This is a genomic window from Candidatus Neomarinimicrobiota bacterium (assembly GCA_030743815.1).
Lineage (GTDB): Bacteria > Fidelibacterota > Marinisomatia > Marinisomatales > S15-B10 > UBA2146.
Genome location: JASLRT010000091.1, coordinates 24,081 through 41,571, shown reverse-complemented (window position 1 = coordinate 41,571; position 17,491 = coordinate 24,081). Strand labels below are relative to the sequence as shown.

Below are 17,491 nucleotides of genomic sequence, written 5' to 3'. Positions count from 1 at the left end.
TAATCAAACAGAGGAGGTTTGTTATGGCAAAAGTGATGGTAGGAGATAGAGAAATCAATATTCCTCAATTCAATATTGGTGGCTTAGCTATTCTCGTTGTACTTGCGGCTGTCTGGATGGTGCTGACAGCTTTTTACATCGTTGAGCCGGATGAAGAAGGGGTGGTGCGGCGTTTTGGCAAATGGGTGCGGACAGAAGAGAGTGGTCTGCATCTGAAATGGCCTTTTCCCATTGAGCAGGTGGACCTGCCGAAGGTGACCCAAGTGAAGGAAATTTCGGTTGGCCGTGTGTTGAGGGAGGCGAAGATGCTGACTGGCGATGAGAATATTTTGCTGGTGGAAGTGAAGGTTCAGTACAAGATAAAGGATGCCGCTGCATATCTGTTCAACGTCAGGGATGTAGAGGAGACAATTCACGATGCCACTGAGTCAGCTCTGCGACAAGTAATTGGTAGCCGCACCATTGATGATCCTCTCACAGAGAAGAAATCAGAGGTTATGGACGAAATCCAATTCCTGCTTCAGAAAATGCTCGACGGTTACCAAACAGGTATCGACATTCGGCAGGTTCAGTTGCAGGATGTTAATCCACCTAAGGAAGTTGATCACGCCTTCAAGGATGTTCAGAGTGCAAAAGAAGAAAAAGAGAAGCGAATCAATGAAGCACTCGGTTATCGGAGTGACGTGATCCCCAAAGCCCGGGGCGGGGCGGAGAAGCTGATCCGGGAAGCAGAGGGTTACAGAGAACAACGCATCATGAGAGCTGAGGGTGATGCAGAAAAATTCCTCTCCGTTCTCAGGGAGTACAAGAAGGCGAAAAATGTCACGGAAAAGCGCCTCTATCTGGAGACGATGGAGGATGTTCTACCTAAGGTAGAGAAGTTTATCGTGGACGAAGAGACTGGAAACTTGTTGAACATTCTACCATTAGGAAACCTTGAAGGTGCAACAACAAAAGGAGGCAAGAAATGAAAAGTGTATGGCCGATAGTTATTCTCATAGTTGTGGCACTCTCTCTTTATGTGTCAGCATTCACGATTGATGAGACGGAGCAGGCGATCATTGTCGAGTTTGGAAGACCGATAGGCGATCCTATTAAAGAAGCTGGTTTGTATTTCAAACTCCCGTGGAGACAACTGGTGAGCTTCGAGAAACGAATTCTTGAGTACGATGTTGAACCGAAGGCGGTTATTACGCTTGATAAGAAGCGATTGGAGGTTGACAACTACGCCCGCTGGCGAATCGATGATCCACTCACGTTTTACCGTGCTGTGCGAACGGTTAACGGTGCTCTCAGCCGGATCGATCCCATCGTTTACTCGGAGCTACGCGTTGAACTTGGTAAACACGATCTGAGTGAAATCGTGGACAAACGTCGCGAAAAGATCATGGAGGGAGTATCTGTTGCCACCCGTGAGAAGCTCCTAGAGTACGGGATAGAGATCATTGATGTGCGTATAAAACGAGCTGACCTCTCAGTGGAGAATGAGAAAGCTGTTTTCGATCGGATGAGAGCGGAAAGGGAACGAAAAGCAAAACAGTATCGTTCCGAAGGCGATGAAGAGGCGCTGAAGATCAGAGCGGAGACAGATAAGGAGAGAACCATCATTCTGGCCGAGGCGTACAAGCAGTCCCAGAAACTCCGCGGCGAAGGCGACGCTAAGGCAGTAGAAATCTATGCGCAAGCGTTTCAGTCAGATCCTGGATTCTATGAGTTCATTCGCACGTTGGAAGCCTATCAAAAGGTGATTGATGAGAAGACCACATTGATTCTATCGACAGATTCCGATCTTCTCAAACTGTTGAAGGGGAAAAAATGATTTTCCGATCGACGACCATACTGGGAGTGCGCCTGAAAACGGCGGTTGCCCTGGGGGGTGACGGTCAGGTCACTTTTGGCGACATGGCGTTGAAACAGAAAGCTGTAAAGGTGAGAAAATTCGATTCGTCAAAGAATGAAATCTTGGGTGGATTCGCGGGCGCCGCCGCCGACGCCTTGACACTCTTTGGCAAATTCGAAGAGAAACTCCAGGAATATAATGGTCAGCTTCAGCGGTCTGTGGTTGAACTGGCCAAGGAGTGGCGTACTGACAAGTATCTCAGGAATCTTGATGCTCTTCTGGCACTGATGGATAGAAAGCAGAGCTACCTGGTGTCGGGAGACGGGAATGTGGTGGAGCCCGACGGCCCAGTTATTGCCGTCGGATCTGGTGCAGGATATGCCCAGGCGGCGGCGAGCGCCCTCTTAAGCTGCAAGGTAACTTCCCCTAAGGAGATTGTGCGGCGTTCGCTGAAAATCGCCGCGGACATCTGTATCTATACAAACCACCAAATCACGGTAATGGAACTTAAGTGAAAGATTTGACGCCGAAAGAGGTTGTTGCCGAACTGGATCGCTATATTGTTGGTCAGGAGAGTGCCAAGAAATCTGTCGCTATCGCCATGAGAAACCGGTGGCGCCGCCAGCAATTGTCTGATGAAATGCGTGAAGAGATCGTGCCGAACAATATCATTCTCATCGGTTCCACGGGAGTTGGCAAGACGGAGATCGCCCGGCGGCTGGCAAACCTCGCTAATGCGCCATTCATCAAAGTGGAAGCCTCCAAATTCACAGAGGTAGGCTACGTCGGTCGCGATGTCGAATCGATTGTCCGTGATCTGATGGATATTTCTGTGAATATGGTTCAGAGCGAATTGGAAGAGAAGGTGGCTACCAAGGCGGAGGAGATGGCCAATGAGCGGCTGCTGGATATTCTCTTTCCTGGGAACGGTAGCGGCGCCGTAAAAGAGGAAAAACCAGAAATAGCGGAACGGCTTGCACGGACCCGGGAGAAACTGCGCTCAAAGCTTATGAACGGTAAATTCGAAGAGAGGGTAGTGGAGATCGATGTGGCTGATGAAGCGATGCCAATGATGCAGGTCTTTGGTCCTGTCGGGCTTGAGGAAATGGGTGTGAATCTTCAGGATATTTTTGGCAGTGCTATTCCACGGAAGCACAAGCGCCGACGGACGACCGTTTCCGAGGCGCGAGAAATATTAATGGCACAGGAGGCCTCCAAGCTCATTGACCACGAGGAAGTCGTCCGGGTGGGGAAGGAACGGGTGGAGAACTCCGGTATCGTGTTCCTTGATGAGATCGACAAAATTGTCGGTAATTCAGCCGCAGCTGGACCGGACGTTTCCCGCGAGGGCGTTCAACGCGACATCCTACCAATCGTAGAGGGTAGCAATGTGATCACCAAGTACGGTATCGTCAGGACGGACCATGTCCTGTTCATAGCCGCCGGTGCCTTCCATGTCTCGAAACCGTCGGACATGATCCCCGAGCTGCAGGGGCGCTTCCCCATTCGCGTGGAGATGGACACTCTTTCCACCGAAGATTTTGTTAAGATTCTCACCCATCCGGAGAACGCTCTTATCAAGCAATATACGGCGCTCCTTGAGACGGAAGGGGTTAAGCTGAGGTTTACCAAAGGAGCTATCAGCGCCATCGCCCAGATCGCCACAGAAGTGAACGACGCTACGGAGAACATCGGTGCCCGCAGACTTCACACTGTCATGACGACGCTGCTAGAGGACATTCTTTTTGAGAAGTCAGGTGAGGAGCCGGAGAAGATAAGCGTCACCAAGGAGATGGTGAACAGCAAGCTGCGTGAAATTGTGAAAGATCAGGATTTGAGCAGGTATATTCTTTGAGTTTGACGAATGGTAAAGACTCTTTACTGATCCCATTAGAAAATCCTCATTGATGTCTGGGCTCCTGAGCTGCTCTTTATGCATTCTGTCTCAAAGTAAATGATGACCAGACACTTTCTCCAAATAACCGATCTGACCACAGAAGAGATTCATGCTCTCTTCGAACTGACCGCACAACTCAAGCGTGAGATGGAGGAGGGGACAACGCACCACCATCTCGATGGCAAGACCCTGGCCATGATCTTCCAGAAGCCATCGGCACGGACGCGGGTCTCATTCGAGACAGGGATGTATCAGTTAGGCGGTCACGCCCTCTATCTCGGTCCGGCAGACATCGGGCTGGGGAAGCGCGAAGCAGTGAAGGATCTCGCTCAGCTCTTCTCGCGATACAACGATCTCATCATGGCGAGGGTGTTCGACCATGAGCACATCCTCGAATTGGCAGAGCATGCCACCGTTCCTGTCATCAATGGTCTCACCGATTTCAACCATCCGTGTCAGGTGATGGCTGATATCTTCACGGTGCTGGAACATCGCGAGCAGCTTGATGATCTGAAGATTACCTTTGTCGGTGACGGGAATAACGTCTTTCACTCATGGCTGTTTCTGGCTCAGCGACTACCGATGGAGATTGTTCTGGCCTGTCCGGAAGGATACGAACCGGATGAGAATTTGGTCGAAGCGACACGTGCCGAAGGCGTCAGCCAAGTCACTATTCTGCACGACGCACACGAAGCTGTAAATGGGGCTGATGTGGTTTACACCGATGTCTGGACCAGCATGGGACAGGAGGCCGAGGCGGAAGAACGAAAGAGGATCTTTCAGCCGTTTCAAGTGAATGGCGACCTTATGAAGTCCGCCGGAGATCAAGCATACTTTATGCACTGCCTCCCGGCACATCGGGGGGATGAGGTCACGGACGATGTGATCGATGGTCCTCAGTCCATTGTATTCGATGAGGCCGAGAACCGCCTCCCCGTCCAGAAGGCGATTATGGTGACTCTGGCTACTTAAGTTTTTCTACTCGTAGTGGCGCCACTTAATTTCGTTTGTCCGATAGACAACTTTCATCCCCGGATCTTTTGGCACCATCACGTGAAAACGCCCTGTCCCTCCCGGCTCGATGGAAGCATCGCTGATGACGCCCGTTCTGAAGCGCGTGGTGACGCCGTCAACAAGGGTCGTGGCTGAACCGACCGATTCCGTCGTGGAACTCCAGAGAAAGAACGTGACCTCAACGAAATCGGCCCTCTTCTCACCGATGTTCTTGACCCTGCCGATAAACTCTTCCCGGTCGGGAAACTGCCTCGTTTCGTAATTGCCGGCGAACTCAACGCGCGGACCTGTAAAGAATCGTTCTTCATACCTTTGAATAAAATCCTTCTCGATCACCAGCTTGCCAACAGTTGTCTGCATTACGATGAGGTCGAGGTTTTCTGAGATAATATCCCCTACGACGATGGTTCCGTTCTTGAGCTCAACCTTATAACGCAGTTCGGGTAGTTCAAGAACGTGCAGGATTTCTTCATCGATTTCCGGAATCTTGCGTTGCGTAATGTAATAATATTGAGCTACGTCTTTGAGGGTGTCTATCTGACCTTTGAACAGGTTGATACTGCTTTCAGCTTCATCGATATCGCCTGAGATTCTCTCTATTTCACCGCCCACCTCGTCGAGACTGCCTTCAATTTTTTCGCTCACTTTGGCGGCTTCTTCCCTCGCGAGATCAGCGACTCCGGAAACTTCACCGCGGATTGTTTCAAGTTCTTTTTCTACCTTCTCTTGCTTCTCCTGACTCTCCTGCACACTCTTTTTCAAGTCATCGAACTGTTTCGTAAGGTCTTCGATCTGGCCTTTGAATATGGCTGTAGGATCGGGTACCGGCTTGGCGGTATCGGGCGGTGCGGGCAGTGGAGTCTCTTCCTGAGCAATAACTCCGGAAGTGAGGCACATTGCCAGAATAAAAAGCCGGATTAATAACGTTGAAAAACGCATCGGTCAGTTGATCTTGGCCTGTTCTTCTTCCAGCGCTTTTTCCTGTGCCACGAGAGCTGCCCGTCTTAATTCCACCTTGTATTCATCAGCCACCCCTAATCGGTGAGCCAGTTCAATAATCTGGGGATAGAATTTGTAGTTATCCCGATCTTCCAAAAGCGGCAACATTTCTTTAAAGACAGCGGGGTCGCGGAAATTACTGAGATTCGTGATAGCTTTAGCACGGATAGTGCGTTGGATATCAGGATTCAAAGCAATTTCGATCAGAGTAGGCTTGACTCTTGGATCATCGAAATTGCCGAGAGCGTCGAGGAGTGTGGTCAAGAGAGAATAGTATGAATCCCTGCCGAGGTTGTAAGTCTCGAGCAGGGCGAGGATCAAGTGTTCTTCCTTGACATCCTTCATGGTTCGCAAGGCGAAATCCCGAATCTGGACTTGAGTCTCAGGCTCCGTCAGCATCTCAACGAACAGCTCCACCACCTTGGGATCGTCCTTATGTTCGCTGAGGAGAGCGATGGCCCTGTTGCGCACCTTCAGATCGAGATTGTCATCGTTGGCGATAAACACCAGGATTGGGATAACGTCGTCCTTGCCCATCTTGGCCATGGTATTCATCACCATCTGAACGGATTTCTGATAGGCAGCATGACTTCTTTCGTAGATATCGAGCAGTGCGATGATGCGATCCTGCTTCTGAACCTTAGCCAGGCTCTTGAAAACAGTTGACTGTACATCTCTCAGTTTCTGATCTACGGTGAGGATCGAAGAGAGCAGAGCCTCGGCCGCCCGCGGATCATCCTCAAATTCCCCTAAGACTTCGATGCTTGTCAGCATCAGATCGATGTCGAGAGCTTCCGCCTCTTCCACCGCAGTGGATAGGGAGTTGAGAGCCATCGGATGGCGGCTTTCGCCCATGGCCTTGACGGCCGCGGTGCGAATATCGAGGGTTTGATTCTCATCCTCGTAGATAGCAACCAGTTCCTCCAGAGCTTCAATATCACCCTTGATGTAGGCGATGCGCAGCTCCTCAACGGTTTGAGGAGAAACTTCTTCCTTGCCTCTCTTGAGAAGAGATTTGATTCTGGAACATGAGGTGAGGTTGAGTACAACCACTACCAAAAGTGTCAGTGTGGCAAAACGCCGCATGTTTGTGTTAGCGAAATGTTTCATCATCATCAGCCTAGCGCCAGTAATTTAGGGAGAATTCTTTGCCATCAAAATATCCGAATGATCTATGTGTAAGCCAGTCTCCGAGGATAACGAGTGTACCGCTGTCAATCTTGATCTTCTTTACCTGATGATAGTGTCCCATGATAATGTAGTCCACTTCGTTTTTGAACTGATCGGCAGTGTACTCCGACAGATCTGCGATAACTCGGTCGTTGTACTCTTTCGTGTGTATAGGATGTCTGCCGGTACGTGAAATCCAACGCCCGATTGCGTATCCTATGTCGGGATGGATCCAACGATAGAGCCAGGTGAAAAGCCGGGATCTGATGATTTTTCTGAACGCGCGATAACCGTAATCCCACGATAAGAGCCCATCACCGTGGATGATGAGAAACTTCCTATCGCTTTCCTCAAAACTGATTCCTTCGGCATGAATTTCTGAGAAGATTATTTCTCTTGAAAAGCTTCGTGTCCAGAAATCGTGGTTTCCGGGGATAAAAAAAATATCGACGCCACTTAACTTTGCTTGACGAAATGTGGTCAAAATATCGAAATAGGCGTGTGGTATGACATACTTGTACTCAAACCAGAAATCAAAAAGATCGCCCACGATAAAGAGAGTTCCTTGCTCATCCACGACATGATTGACAAAATCGATGAGATGTTTTCTCTTTACGGACTCATCATCGGACACTGTGAGCCTCAGATGGATATCAGAGATGAAAAATAGGGGAAGCTTCAAAGCGGGGAAACTTACTTAAGGAGGTTTCTACTGGCAATCAAAAACGTAGATTCTAATCGACGGCCAAAACCTCATATTAATACGATAACGTCGTTGACATCGCCCGTTTTCATGACTATTTTGTCGCTGGTTCGACAGGTGCAGCATTACATGGAACCAGACTATTTTAGTCAAGTAGTAGAAGTATCGTGAGACGCTTAGTTTACATATTAACACTTGTTTTGTTGGTTTTTCCGGATTCTGGCAATGGCCAGTTCGGCAAGAACAAAGTTCAGTATCGCGATTTTGACTGGGAATTCCTTCAGTCACCGCATTTTGATATTTACTTTTACAGCGATGGACTGCCGTTGGCTGAGTTCACCTCTGATGCAGCGGAAGACGCCTACAGACAGATTTCCCGGCATCTGAGCTGGGACTTGAGAAAGCGCGTTTCGATCATCATTTACAATTCACATAACGATTTCCAGCAAACCAACGTAACCTACGAGTATATGCCCGAAGGAGTTGGCGGTGTGACAGAACTCTTCAAGAACAGGGTTGTTATCCCCTTCGAAGGTTCCTATGAACAGTTTCGCCACGTTATCCACCATGAACTGGTGCATGCGATGATCAACGATATGATTTATGGCGGGTCGGCGCAGAGCATGGTGCAAAACAGGGTTCAGGTCACCATCCCGCTCTGGATGAACGAGGGGTTGGCAGAGTACCTCTCCATGAAGTGGGATACACAAGCCGACATGGTCATGCGCGATGTGGCCGTCCATGACAGAATTCCGGACATCAGGGAACTCAATTACTACATGGCCTACAAGGGTGGTCAGGCTGTGTGGAGATTCATCGTCGATAAATACGGTTGGGAAAAGGTGGGAGAAATCTTTACTCAGGCAAAGAGACAGCAGGATGTGACCAAAGCTTTTCAGAAATCGCTTGGACTCGATTTTAAGGACATGTCCAAGCAGTGGCAGAAGTGGTTGAAGAGAGAGTACTGGCCGGATGTGGCTGGTCGTGATGAGATAGAAGATTTTGCCCATCGCATAACGGATCATGAAGAGCTGAAAAATTATTTCAATATTTCGCCGGCCATCTCTCCCGACGGGAGCAAGATTGCCCTGATCAGCGATCAACGCGGTTATTCTGACATATATCTGATCTCGGCAAGCGACGGGAAGACGATCAAGAAGCTCATCAAAGGTAACAGGACGCCGGATTTTGAGGAGCTCAAACTTCTTCAACCGGGAATCTCGTGGTCCCCCGACGGGAAGCAGATCGTCCTGGCGGCCAAAGCCGGGGAGCGTGATGCCCTCTTCATGGTGAATGTTGAATCAGGTGAGCAGGAAAAGGTGATGCTAGATTTTGACGGTATCTTCACAGCGGCGTGGAGCCCGAACGGGAAAAGTATCGCTTTTGTAGGAAACAAAGGTAGTGCCAGTGACATCTATCTTTATGATCTCGATGATAAGGAGTTGGTTGCATTGACGGCTGATATCTTTTCCGATTCTGAACCTTCGTGGTCCCCCGATGGAAAGTCTCTCGCATTCGTCTCCGACCGGGGCAGCATACTTGAAACCGGGGACAACTTCAAGATGTGGAAGCATGACTACCGGCAGACGGATATCTATACATTGGAGATCGCAACGGGCGACATTACCCGTATTACAGATACTCCTTACCAGGAGGATTTCCCGGTCTGGTCGCACACGTCAAATTCTCTCGCCTATACCTCTGACCAGTTAGGCGTCTGGAACCTGTATATACTCGATATGGACAGTGGAAAATCGAGAGCAGTCAGCAATGTACTGACAGGGGTCTTCCAACTAAGTTGGTCGCGGGATGATCAGGAGCTGATTTTCTCAGGATATTCCGATGTCGGCTGGGATATCTATTCTGTCAGCAATCCTCTTGATTTGGCAACAAGAGAAGTTTCACCCTCAAATTTTGTGTTGACTGGCGATGATGAGTTTGAGGAAACTGTAGCCGTTGTTGATGAAAAACCGGTAATTCCGGAATCTGAGTATGATAAAAGCGCCTTTTCCAGATATATCTTTGCCCCTGAATACAGCCACCATAATACGGGAATTGTTGATACGACTGATACGGTTGAGAAGCCGTTGGCTGTAGGTGAATTTAAGAATTCCGATGGAAGTCACATGATTCACCCCTATAAGACGCGGTTTTCTCTCGATCTGGTAAACGGTCAGGCTATGTACAGCAACGTTTTCGGTTACATCGGTACGACTATTTTCGCATTCAGTGATATTCTCGGTGATCACCGCATATTTCTCGGTACTGAACTTGTGGTCAACCTCGAAAACAGTGATTACTTCATCCAGTACGATTATCTGAAGCATCGGACAGATTTCTCATTCTCCCTTTTCCATACGGCAAATTTCTGGGGTCCCCAGTGGAACTATGTCAGACTACGCTACTATAATCTCGATTTCTCCATGTCTCGACCGTTCAATAAGTTTCAACGCGCCGAGTTTGGCGTCACGAACAATTTCGTCAATCTGAAGCAGTTCCAGCTGGTGAACTACAATGATTACGTCGTCGCGGCGGATGAGAGTCTTAACCTTCTTACCTATCACGGTGGGTGGGTATTTGATAACAGCGCATGGGGCTATACAGGTCCCGCTGACGGATGGCGCATGAAACTTCAATTCTTACAGAGTTTGCCTGTCCTTGGGAATAAACTCGATTTCAAAACGATCCTCTATGACGGACGCCGCTACTTCCGCCTGTCTCAACTATACAGCTTTGCACTACGATTCATGAGTGGTTACAGTTTTGGAAGCAACCCGCAGAAGTTTTTTCTCGGAGGGACAGAAAACTGGATATTAGGCCGCGGTGAAACTGACGGAGTTAAAGATGAAGACAGGTTCAACAGAGATGGCTCCGATATCTTCAACAGCGAGGGAGAGGATTATCTTAAGGATATCTATTTTTCCATTTTTGTGCTTCCCGTTAGGGGTGCCCGCCTGATCGAGAAGTACGGTTCAAAAGTCTTTATCACCAATTTTGAATTCCGCTTTCCGTTCGTCAACTACATGGCGCTGGGCTTTCCCTTTAGGATAATCTTTGGCAATATTCAAGGTGTACTGTTCGTAGATGCCGGTGCTTCCTGGGATGACAAATTCCAGTTCACGAAAACAGATCCTATAACGGGCGTAAAGAAGTTTGACGATTTCATTATGGGCTATGGGACGGGTATCCGGCTGAATATAGGTTATACGATTTTGCGTCTGGATACAGCGTGGGACTACACGCCTCGAGGTTCGTCAAGGCCACAGTACTATCTGTCCTTGGGGACTGATTTCTAGCCTGCTCTTTTCCACGAAAAGAGTTCGGGGCTCCAACATCTGCCATCCCGTTCAGAACATTTCTGGAGGCACACTAAAAACTAATCCTGTCATCGCGAGGAGCACCCGCCTGCTCCCCTACCAGCCACTCACAGAGTGGTGCAGGCTGGCGAAGAATGAGGGTGGGCGGGGACCTCAGCCTTCGCCTTAACCTTACTCTCAGACTCAGTGAAATTCCCTTGATTTTCCTGAACTCCATCGTCAACTTCAATTCCTGTCGTTATGGCTAAACCTTCAACAAAAACCGTTTTCTTATGCTCCGAATGTGGGGAAGACTTCCCCAAGTGGCATGGCAAGTGTCCCGCCTGTAACGAATGGGGAACGCTGAAAGAGTATACCGTTCCCAAGGACGGAAGGACAAGGCAGACACGTGAGGCGAGGGAATTCACCGCTCTGACTGATATCATCTTTGACGAAGCGGGAAGAACGCTGTCAGGCATTCCCGAGTTGGACCGAGTGTTGGGCGGCGGCTTCCTCTCCGGCTCCATGATCCTCCTGGGGGGAACGCCCGGCATCGGAAAATCGACCCTCGCGCTTCAGGCGGTCGCCTCCCTCGGCGCGCCTGTCCTCTATGTTTCGGCGGAAGAAAGCGAGGAGCAGATCGCGCTTCGTGCAAGGCGGCTGGAGATCGGCTCGGCGAACCTCTCTCTCACGGGGGAGAACAGGTGGGAGGTGATGCGGGATCAACTATTCCTGCTTAAGGCGAAATTCCTCGTCATTGACTCAATCCAGACGATCTATGCTGAAGGGAGCGAAAGTCTGCCGGGTGCCATCGGACAAGTGCGTGAATGCGGGCAGAAGGTGCTGGAGCTGTGTAAGTCCAGCGGTGTCGCCGCCATCGTCATCGGACACGTGACGAAAGAGGGGATCATCGCCGGTCCGCGGATGCTGGAGCACATGGCCGATACCGTCCTCTACCTGGAGGGCGACTCTCGCCACGACTACAGGATTTTGAGGGCGGTGAAGAACCGGTTCGGTCCTACCAACGAAGTGGGTGTCTTCGAAATGTCATCGGAGGGTCTCTTGGAAGTAAAGAATCCGTCGCAACTCTTTCTTTCCGAGAGGAAAGAAGGTATTACGGGATCCGCCGTATTTCCGACCATGGAAGGGAGCCGTCCGATTCTGGTTGAGGTGCAGGCGTTGGTTTCCAATGCTAACTTTGGCACGCCGCAGCGAAATGTGACCGGCTTCGACATCCGGCGGCTTTCGATGTTGCTGGCTGTATTGGAAAAGCGTCTTGGCTTTCTCGTGGGGACAAAAGACGTGTTTGTCAACTGTGTGGGAGGGATGCGTATCGATGAGCCGGCCGCCGATCTGGCAGTCATCGCCGCCGTCGCCTCCAGCCTGAAGGATGAACCACTCCCGGCCGACGGGGTACTCATCGGAGAGATAGGCCTGGCCGGTGAACTGCGGTCGATCTCCCATCTCGACAAGCGAATTCAGGAAGCGAGGCAGTTAGGTTTCAAGACCGTCATCGCGCCAAAGTCGAGTGTGCCCAAGAGCGGCAAGGGCGCCGCCAAGCTTAGTGTTCGCGGTGTACGGTCTGTGGAGGAGGCTTTCGCTCATCTGTTCAGGTGAGTTCCTGCAGTCAGGCATCGTCCTCTCCATTCCTGCCGCTGTGTCATGAGTTTCTCCGTAGAGATTTCCGATAAGTCAACTTCCGCCCGCACGGGTATTCTGACCACCAGACGCGGTAAGATCGAGACCCCTGTCTTCATGCCCATCGGGACTTACGGCGCCGTAAAAACCCTCTCTCCCGCTGAACTCAAGACAGCCGGTGCGTCCATTATCCTCGGCAACACTTATCACCTCTATCTCAGACCGGGACTGGAGGTCATCAGAGCCGCCGGCGGACTCCACGATTTCATGGCGTGGGACGGGCTGATCCTGACCGACAGCGGCGGCTTTCAGGTGTTCTCTCTTGCGAAGCTGAGGAGAATCTCTCAAGAGGGAGTAGTCTTCACTTCGGGACTGGACGGCAGCGAGCACGAAATGACGCCCGAGCGCGCCATGGAAATCCAATTGATTCTCGGCAGCGATATCATGATGGCACTTGACGAATGTCCTCCCGGCGATGCTCCAGTGAGTGAGGTGGAAAAGGCGGTGGAGAGGACATCCCGCTGGGCTAAACAGTGCGCCATATACCTGCACGAAGATGAACGCTTCAATCCTGAGACGCGCCACTTCTTTCCCATCATTCAGGGAAGCGTGGACGAAAGCCTTCGCAAACGTAGCGCGGACGAGCTGATTCCTCTCGCGAAGTCGGGGGTGGCGGTAGGCGGACTGGCTGTGGGAGAGGAGAAGGAAACCATGTTCGACACTCTTGCCGTGATAGATGGACTGCTCCCTGGAGACAGGGCGCGATATCTGATGGGCGTCGGCAAGCCGGACGACCTGGTGCGGGCGGTGGCGAACGGAATGGATATGTTCGATTGCGTAATCCCTACGCGGAACGCCAGGAACGGACAGATCTTCACTTGGGGCGGGTGCATCAATCTTCGCAACCAGAAGTTCAAGGAAGATTTCGCTCCGATGGATGAATCGTGTACCTGCTATGCCTGTCACACTTTCAGCCGTGCTTATCTTCGCCACCTGTTCAATCTCAACGAAATGCTGGGACTCCGCATGGCAACACTGCACAATGTTACATTCTATCTGTCGCTCATGGAGAGAATCCGAGCGGAGATTCGGGCCGACACATTCGATGTCTGGAGCCGTGATTTTATGAAAGAATATGGAGGTGAATCGTGACCGAAGTTGTGGTGACTCATGTGGACAGTTATGTCTACCGCCAGGATGGAAGCGATTTGAAATACCTGTTGTTGAAAAGGCATAAGGCGAAGATCTACGGACATCTCTGGCAGGGAGTGGCGGGTCAGATTGAAGGCGGCGAGACGGCGGTTCAAACCGTCATGCGGGAGTTAATAGAAGAGACGGGATTGGAGCCGGCAAAACTGTTCATAGTGGATCATGTCAGCTCCTTCTACCAAAGCTACAAGGATCGCATGCATCTGGTGCCCGTTTTCGGCGTTGAAGTCTATTCGGAGAAGGTAGTGCTGTCAGCGGAACACGCGGAATACCGGTGGGTCAGCTTAGAGTCCGCGCTGGAACTGTTAACGTGGAGCAAGCAGAAGGAAGCGATTTCAGCTTTGAATGACATGCTCCTTTCCGGTGATGAACGGCTGAAGTGGTCAGAGGTTGACCTTACTTAGCAGGCAGAGGAATGGAGTGCGGATTGTGGAATTTGGAATGCGGGGTGCGGATCTCGGATTGAGTTTATCAATCGTAATGAAATGTAAATGGAAGTGAAGCGAACGAATAACCAGTAACCAGTACGCCATGGACAAGGCAAAACGTTACAACAATATTAAGCTAGCTCTCAATCTGGGGGGAACTCTGTCTGGATGGCTCTTTATGTTGGCAATCGTTCTACTTGGATTTTCGAGTTGGGCGGAAGTGATGGTGTCTTTCGTTACATCTTCACCTTATCTTGCCCTTCTCGCTTTTGGCGCAATCATAGGCATCGTCGAGACGATACTGTTCTTTCCTCTCTCCTTTTATGGCGGCTACATCCTTGAGCACAAATACGGGCTGTCCAATCATACGCTTCGTTCCTATTTCTGGGAAAAGTTCAAGGCGTTCGGCGTCGGACTGGTCATCGGCGTTCCCCTTCTCCTCGTCTTCTACTATCTTCTCAGAACGTTTCCCGAAATCTGGTGGCTGTATGTAGGCGTTTTCATGTTCCTGGTTTCGGTAGTGCTGGGAAGACTTGCACCTACGTTGATCTTTCCTCTTTTTTACAAGTTTAAACCAATTGATGATGAAACAGTCGCTGCCACGATAAGGAAGAGATGTGGAGACGCAGGAATGAAAGTGGAAGGTATCTTCCAATTCGACATGAGCAAGACAACGAAAAAAGCCAATGCCGCCTTTACGGGGATAGGAAGATCGAAGCGCGTAATCTTGGGTGATACGCTGCTTGAAGAGTTTGATCACGATGAGATCGATGCCGTCCTCGCTCATGAACTCGGTCATTTCAAGATGAAACATCTGTGGAAGATGATGGCCATCGGCACACTCTTCACCTTTGTTGGTCTCTACCTCGTCTCTGTTGCTTATGCGGCCTGGATAGAGAGATTGGGATTCGAGAACATCACTCAACTGGCGACCCTGCCGCTGCTTACACTTCTGTTCGGAATCTACAGCTTTGTAAGTGGGCCGGTTCAGAACTCCATCAGTCGCCGCCATGAGAGGCAGGCGGACCGGTTTTCAGTAGAAATGAGGCGAGACAGCTCGGCGATGGCCAGGGCTCTGGAGAAATTAGCCGATCAGAACTTGGCCGACCGGGAGCCTCATCCAGTGGTGGAGTTTCTGTTCCACAGCCACCCCTCCATCGAAAACCGCATTGCGCATCTTCGGGCTCAGCCGGTGGAGACTTAGCGGAACTATTCAGGAGATGAGAGTGAAAAATCTCTTGCCATCCGGCTGAAGTTCGTAGAAGCCTCTCTCTTCCGTATTCAGCCAGCCGAATCTGAACACTTCATCAGTAGAAGCTTCGTCATTGAGGTATCCCCTCATGACGCTATGACCTCTAACGGTGAGCTGTCCCGCTTCTCCCGGCGGCAATTCGCTGCCATCGTCATCCATAACAGTAATCTCTACCGGCTGGAGCGGAAGACCCAAAGGCAGCCGGTCTTTCTGGGAAAACCATCCCGAATGGTCTGACGGAGATCGTGAAAGAGGTAAAAGCGTGCCGAAGCTGGTGATCTCTGGCAATGAAAGTCCAGTGATAATGGGGATTCCAGTTTGTTCATAGTGTTGCTTCACTCTTCGTGGGCTAAGGCCAGTGTGGGGCGAAATCAGATAGTCAGGATTGTGGCACCCATCAAGAATACTTTCTGATCTCCAAACATCAGTAAACAGGCAGACAACATCTTCGTCCCACCTCGCGCGCGGCAAGTTCTCACTTTCTTCGTGACTGCCGAGTATCAGGGGAGAGCCGGCGTACAGTGCGGACATGATACAGCCGGCCAGAGCCGAAATGTCGCGAAGCGGGAGGCAACATGCTACAGCCTGATCATCCGGGAGATTGAGAGAACTGCTGATGGCCATGGCGTTCACCAGAAGGTTGTAATGGGAAAAGACGACACCCCGTTTGGTCCCGCTCTTATCGATTGTTTGATAGATTAGGCTATCGTCGGACAACTTTGATTTTACTCCTATTTGATACTCCTTGCTGTGCCCGGCGATGGCGTCAGTCAAGTTGCCCAGCTCCGGGAATAGCATGTCGGCATCAGGAAACTCTTGCGCAACGGAATGTGGTGCGTCTGATGTTGAGGGCAGAACGGCAACAGCGCCGATCATCCAGGTGGCGAACAGTTCGGTAAGAATGTCCAGATCGTCCGCTAGCGGGATTAGAAGATGCTGTCCAAAATCGGCTCCCTCGGACTCGAGGAAGTTGGCCGTCCGGCAGACCCTGGTGAAGAATTGACTGTAGGACAGCTCTGCTGCACTGCCACTCTCATCGGTAAAGCTGATGAAACGTCTCTCCCCATATCTTCTCAATTGCGAGTCGAGAAGGGAACGGATGCTGGGGTAGGGAATCATCATCTCCGAAGAAGGAATTCCCATGACGCAATGAGCGAGAAAGTGGTTATCTTCGGCGGGTGCGTCTAGACTCAATCTTTCTTCCGGTTGGAAGCGGGAGGCGAGGAATCATCCGGTTTGACTTGGCGCACGATCCTGAGTGTATCCGTAATCCGGGCGTACCGGTTACCGGCGAGTCTACCGAGAGGCTGGAGTTTATTCAAAAGTATGCGACCGTCTGAAGTGACCTCATCATCAATATGGAACAGTACAATAGTACCGATGACAGCAGCTCCACTCCCCGGACCACCTTCACCTATCTCAATGATCTGATTCAACTTGCACTCAAAACTGACCTTTGACTCACCAACTCGCGGGGGAGAAACTTTTTTACTGGGAACAGCCGTGAGACCGGAAATCTCGAACTCATCAACTTCAGGTTCGTAATCAGTAGCGCAAGCTACCATCTGTTCGCCGATTGCTTCAGAAACGATGTTTACTACGAATTCTTCAGTGGCGCGGATGTTGTTAAGGGTATCCTTGGTTTTACCATCATATCCCCGCCGGGCGGGGGCAAACATGATAGTGGGGGGGTTGGAGCAGACACCGTTGAAGTAGGAAAAGGGGGCCAGGTTTTGGGTGCCGTTCATCGCGACGGTTGATACGAGGGTGATAGGCCGTGGCACGATGGATCCGATCATGATCTTGTGAATGTCACCGAAGAAGTGGTCTTTGGGATCAATTTTCATAGCATCAATCAGTTAAGCTTAGGGTGAGAATGTATCGATCGTTACGGTTAATTCGGTAGTATCTTTCGCGCTGGTAGTCTTTTCCACCTTGTTGGATTGAGGACAGTAAGTAAGCCTCCCCGGATACAATTTGATAGATTGTTACTCTTTCTTCTTGCGGCGCACTTCTTTGCGTGCTTCCCTGATTGTTTTCGAACT

At 50.5% G+C, this 17,491-nt stretch carries 15 protein-coding genes; 10 read left to right on the top strand and 5 right to left on the bottom strand.

Annotation, left to right across the window (positions count from 1 at the left end; all coding sequences use genetic code 11):
* Window positions 1-23: 23 nt before the first annotated feature.
* From hflK to argF, 5 genes are all read left to right on the top strand, one after another.
* Entirely contained in the window at window positions 24-971 is a 948-nt protein-coding gene (hflK, locus tag QF669_07710; protein MDP6457317.1) for an FtsH protease activity modulator HflK, read from the top strand.
* Entirely contained in the window at window positions 968-1,819 is an 852-nt protein-coding gene (gene hflC, locus QF669_07705) for a protease modulator HflC (protein ID MDP6457316.1), read from the top strand. Before hflK ends, hflC begins: the two co-directional genes overlap by 4 nt.
* Entirely contained in the window at window positions 1,816-2,355 is a 540-nt protein-coding gene (gene hslV, locus QF669_07700) for an ATP-dependent protease subunit HslV (protein MDP6457315.1), read from the top strand. The genes hflC and hslV overlap by 4 nt, the downstream gene beginning before the upstream one ends.
* Complete coding sequence (gene hslU / locus QF669_07695) at window positions 2,352-3,695, top strand: ATP-dependent protease ATPase subunit HslU (GenBank protein ID MDP6457314.1); 1,344 nt, start codon at window positions 2,352-2,354, stop codon at window positions 3,693-3,695. Before hslV ends, hslU begins: the two co-directional genes overlap by 4 nt.
* A 102-nt stretch (window positions 3,696-3,797) precedes the next feature.
* Window positions 3,798-4,709: an ornithine carbamoyltransferase gene (argF, locus tag QF669_07690; protein MDP6457313.1), complete on the top strand. Its 912-nt coding sequence runs from the start codon at window positions 3,798-3,800 to the stop codon at window positions 4,707-4,709.
* 6 nt (window positions 4,710-4,715) lie between these two features.
* Here the strand turns inward: argF and QF669_07685 are convergent, their stop codons facing one another.
* Genes QF669_07685 through QF669_07675 form a run of 3 tightly spaced genes read right to left on the bottom strand, consistent with a single transcriptional unit; the run spans window position 4,716 to window position 7,602 of the window.
* Window positions 4,716-5,690, bottom strand: a complete 975-nt coding sequence (locus QF669_07685; GenBank protein MDP6457312.1) for a hypothetical protein — start codon at window positions 5,688-5,690, stop codon at window positions 4,716-4,718.
* A 3-nt stretch (window positions 5,691-5,693) separates the two neighbouring features.
* Window positions 5,694-6,866, bottom strand: a complete 1,173-nt coding sequence (locus QF669_07680) for a hypothetical protein (protein ID MDP6457311.1) — start codon at window positions 6,864-6,866, stop codon at window positions 5,694-5,696.
* Window positions 6,867-6,870: 4 nt separating this feature from the next.
* Window positions 6,871-7,602 (bottom strand): UDP-2,3-diacylglucosamine diphosphatase, encoded by a 732-nt coding sequence (locus tag QF669_07675; GenBank protein MDP6457310.1) that lies wholly within the window; start codon window positions 7,600-7,602, stop codon window positions 6,871-6,873.
* A gap of 188 nt (window positions 7,603-7,790) precedes the next feature.
* Here QF669_07675 and QF669_07670 point away from each other — a divergent pair, with 188 nt between their 5' ends.
* The 5 genes from QF669_07670 (at window position 7,791) to QF669_07650 (ending at window position 15,398) form a co-directional block, all read left to right on the top strand.
* Window positions 7,791-10,919, top strand: a complete 3,129-nt coding sequence (locus QF669_07670) for a BamA/TamA family outer membrane protein (GenBank protein ID MDP6457309.1) — start codon at window positions 7,791-7,793, stop codon at window positions 10,917-10,919.
* A 261-nt stretch (window positions 10,920-11,180) separates the two neighbouring features.
* Complete coding sequence (gene radA / locus QF669_07665) at window positions 11,181-12,536, top strand: DNA repair protein RadA (protein ID MDP6457308.1); 1,356 nt, start codon at window positions 11,181-11,183, stop codon at window positions 12,534-12,536.
* A gap of 45 nt (window positions 12,537-12,581) precedes the next feature.
* Window positions 12,582-13,709: a tRNA guanosine(34) transglycosylase Tgt gene (tgt, locus tag QF669_07660; GenBank protein ID MDP6457307.1), complete on the top strand. Its 1,128-nt coding sequence runs from the start codon at window positions 12,582-12,584 to the stop codon at window positions 13,707-13,709.
* Window positions 13,706-14,170, top strand: a complete 465-nt coding sequence (locus QF669_07655; protein MDP6457306.1) for an NUDIX domain-containing protein — start codon at window positions 13,706-13,708, stop codon at window positions 14,168-14,170. The genes tgt and QF669_07655 overlap by 4 nt, the downstream gene beginning before the upstream one ends.
* A 127-nt stretch (window positions 14,171-14,297) precedes the next feature.
* Window positions 14,298-15,398, top strand: a complete 1,101-nt coding sequence (locus tag QF669_07650) for a M48 family metallopeptidase (GenBank protein MDP6457305.1) — start codon at window positions 14,298-14,300, stop codon at window positions 15,396-15,398.
* A 9-nt stretch (window positions 15,399-15,407) separates the two neighbouring features.
* On the opposite strand, the gene QF669_07645 is transcribed toward QF669_07650, so the two are convergent.
* The gene (locus QF669_07645; GenBank protein ID MDP6457304.1) at window positions 15,408-16,640 is read right to left on the bottom strand and encodes a class I adenylate-forming enzyme family protein; all 1,233 of its coding nucleotides are present in this window, start codon (window positions 16,638-16,640) and stop codon (window positions 15,408-15,410) included.
* A complete protein-coding gene (locus QF669_07640; protein ID MDP6457303.1) occupies window positions 16,637-17,293 on the bottom strand; it encodes a flavin reductase family protein in 657 nt (218 codons plus the stop codon). Before QF669_07640 ends, QF669_07645 begins: the two co-directional genes overlap by 4 nt.
* Between the last annotated feature and the right edge of the window lie 198 nt (window positions 17,294-17,491).

What these genes read in the sequence shown, in the direction of transcription:
- hflK (MDP6457317.1), top strand. Translation starts at nt 24, where the DNA reads ATGGCAAAAGTGATGGTAGGAGATAGAGAAATCAATATTCCTCAATTC.
- hflC (MDP6457316.1), top strand. Translation starts at nt 968, where the DNA reads ATGAAAAGTGTATGGCCGATAGTTATTCTCATAGTTGTGGCACTCTCT.
- hslV (MDP6457315.1), top strand. Translation starts at nt 1,816, where the DNA reads ATGATTTTCCGATCGACGACCATACTGGGAGTGCGCCTGAAAACGGCG.
- argF (MDP6457313.1), top strand. Translation starts at nt 3,798, where the DNA reads ATGACCAGACACTTTCTCCAAATAACCGATCTGACCACAGAAGAGATT.
- QF669_07685 (MDP6457312.1), bottom strand. Translation starts at nt 5,690, where the DNA reads ATGCGTTTTTCAACGTTATTAATCCGGCTTTTTATTCTGGCAATGTGC.
- QF669_07680 (MDP6457311.1), bottom strand. Translation starts at nt 6,866, where the DNA reads ATGATGATGAAACATTTCGCTAACACAAACATGCGGCGTTTTGCCACA.
- radA (MDP6457308.1), top strand. Translation starts at nt 11,181, where the DNA reads ATGGCTAAACCTTCAACAAAAACCGTTTTCTTATGCTCCGAATGTGGG.
- tgt (MDP6457307.1), top strand. Translation starts at nt 12,582, where the DNA reads ATGAGTTTCTCCGTAGAGATTTCCGATAAGTCAACTTCCGCCCGCACG.
- QF669_07650 (MDP6457305.1), top strand. Translation starts at nt 14,298, where the DNA reads ATGGACAAGGCAAAACGTTACAACAATATTAAGCTAGCTCTCAATCTG.
- QF669_07640 (MDP6457303.1), bottom strand. Translation starts at nt 17,293, where the DNA reads ATGAAAATTGATCCCAAAGACCACTTCTTCGGTGACATTCACAAGATC.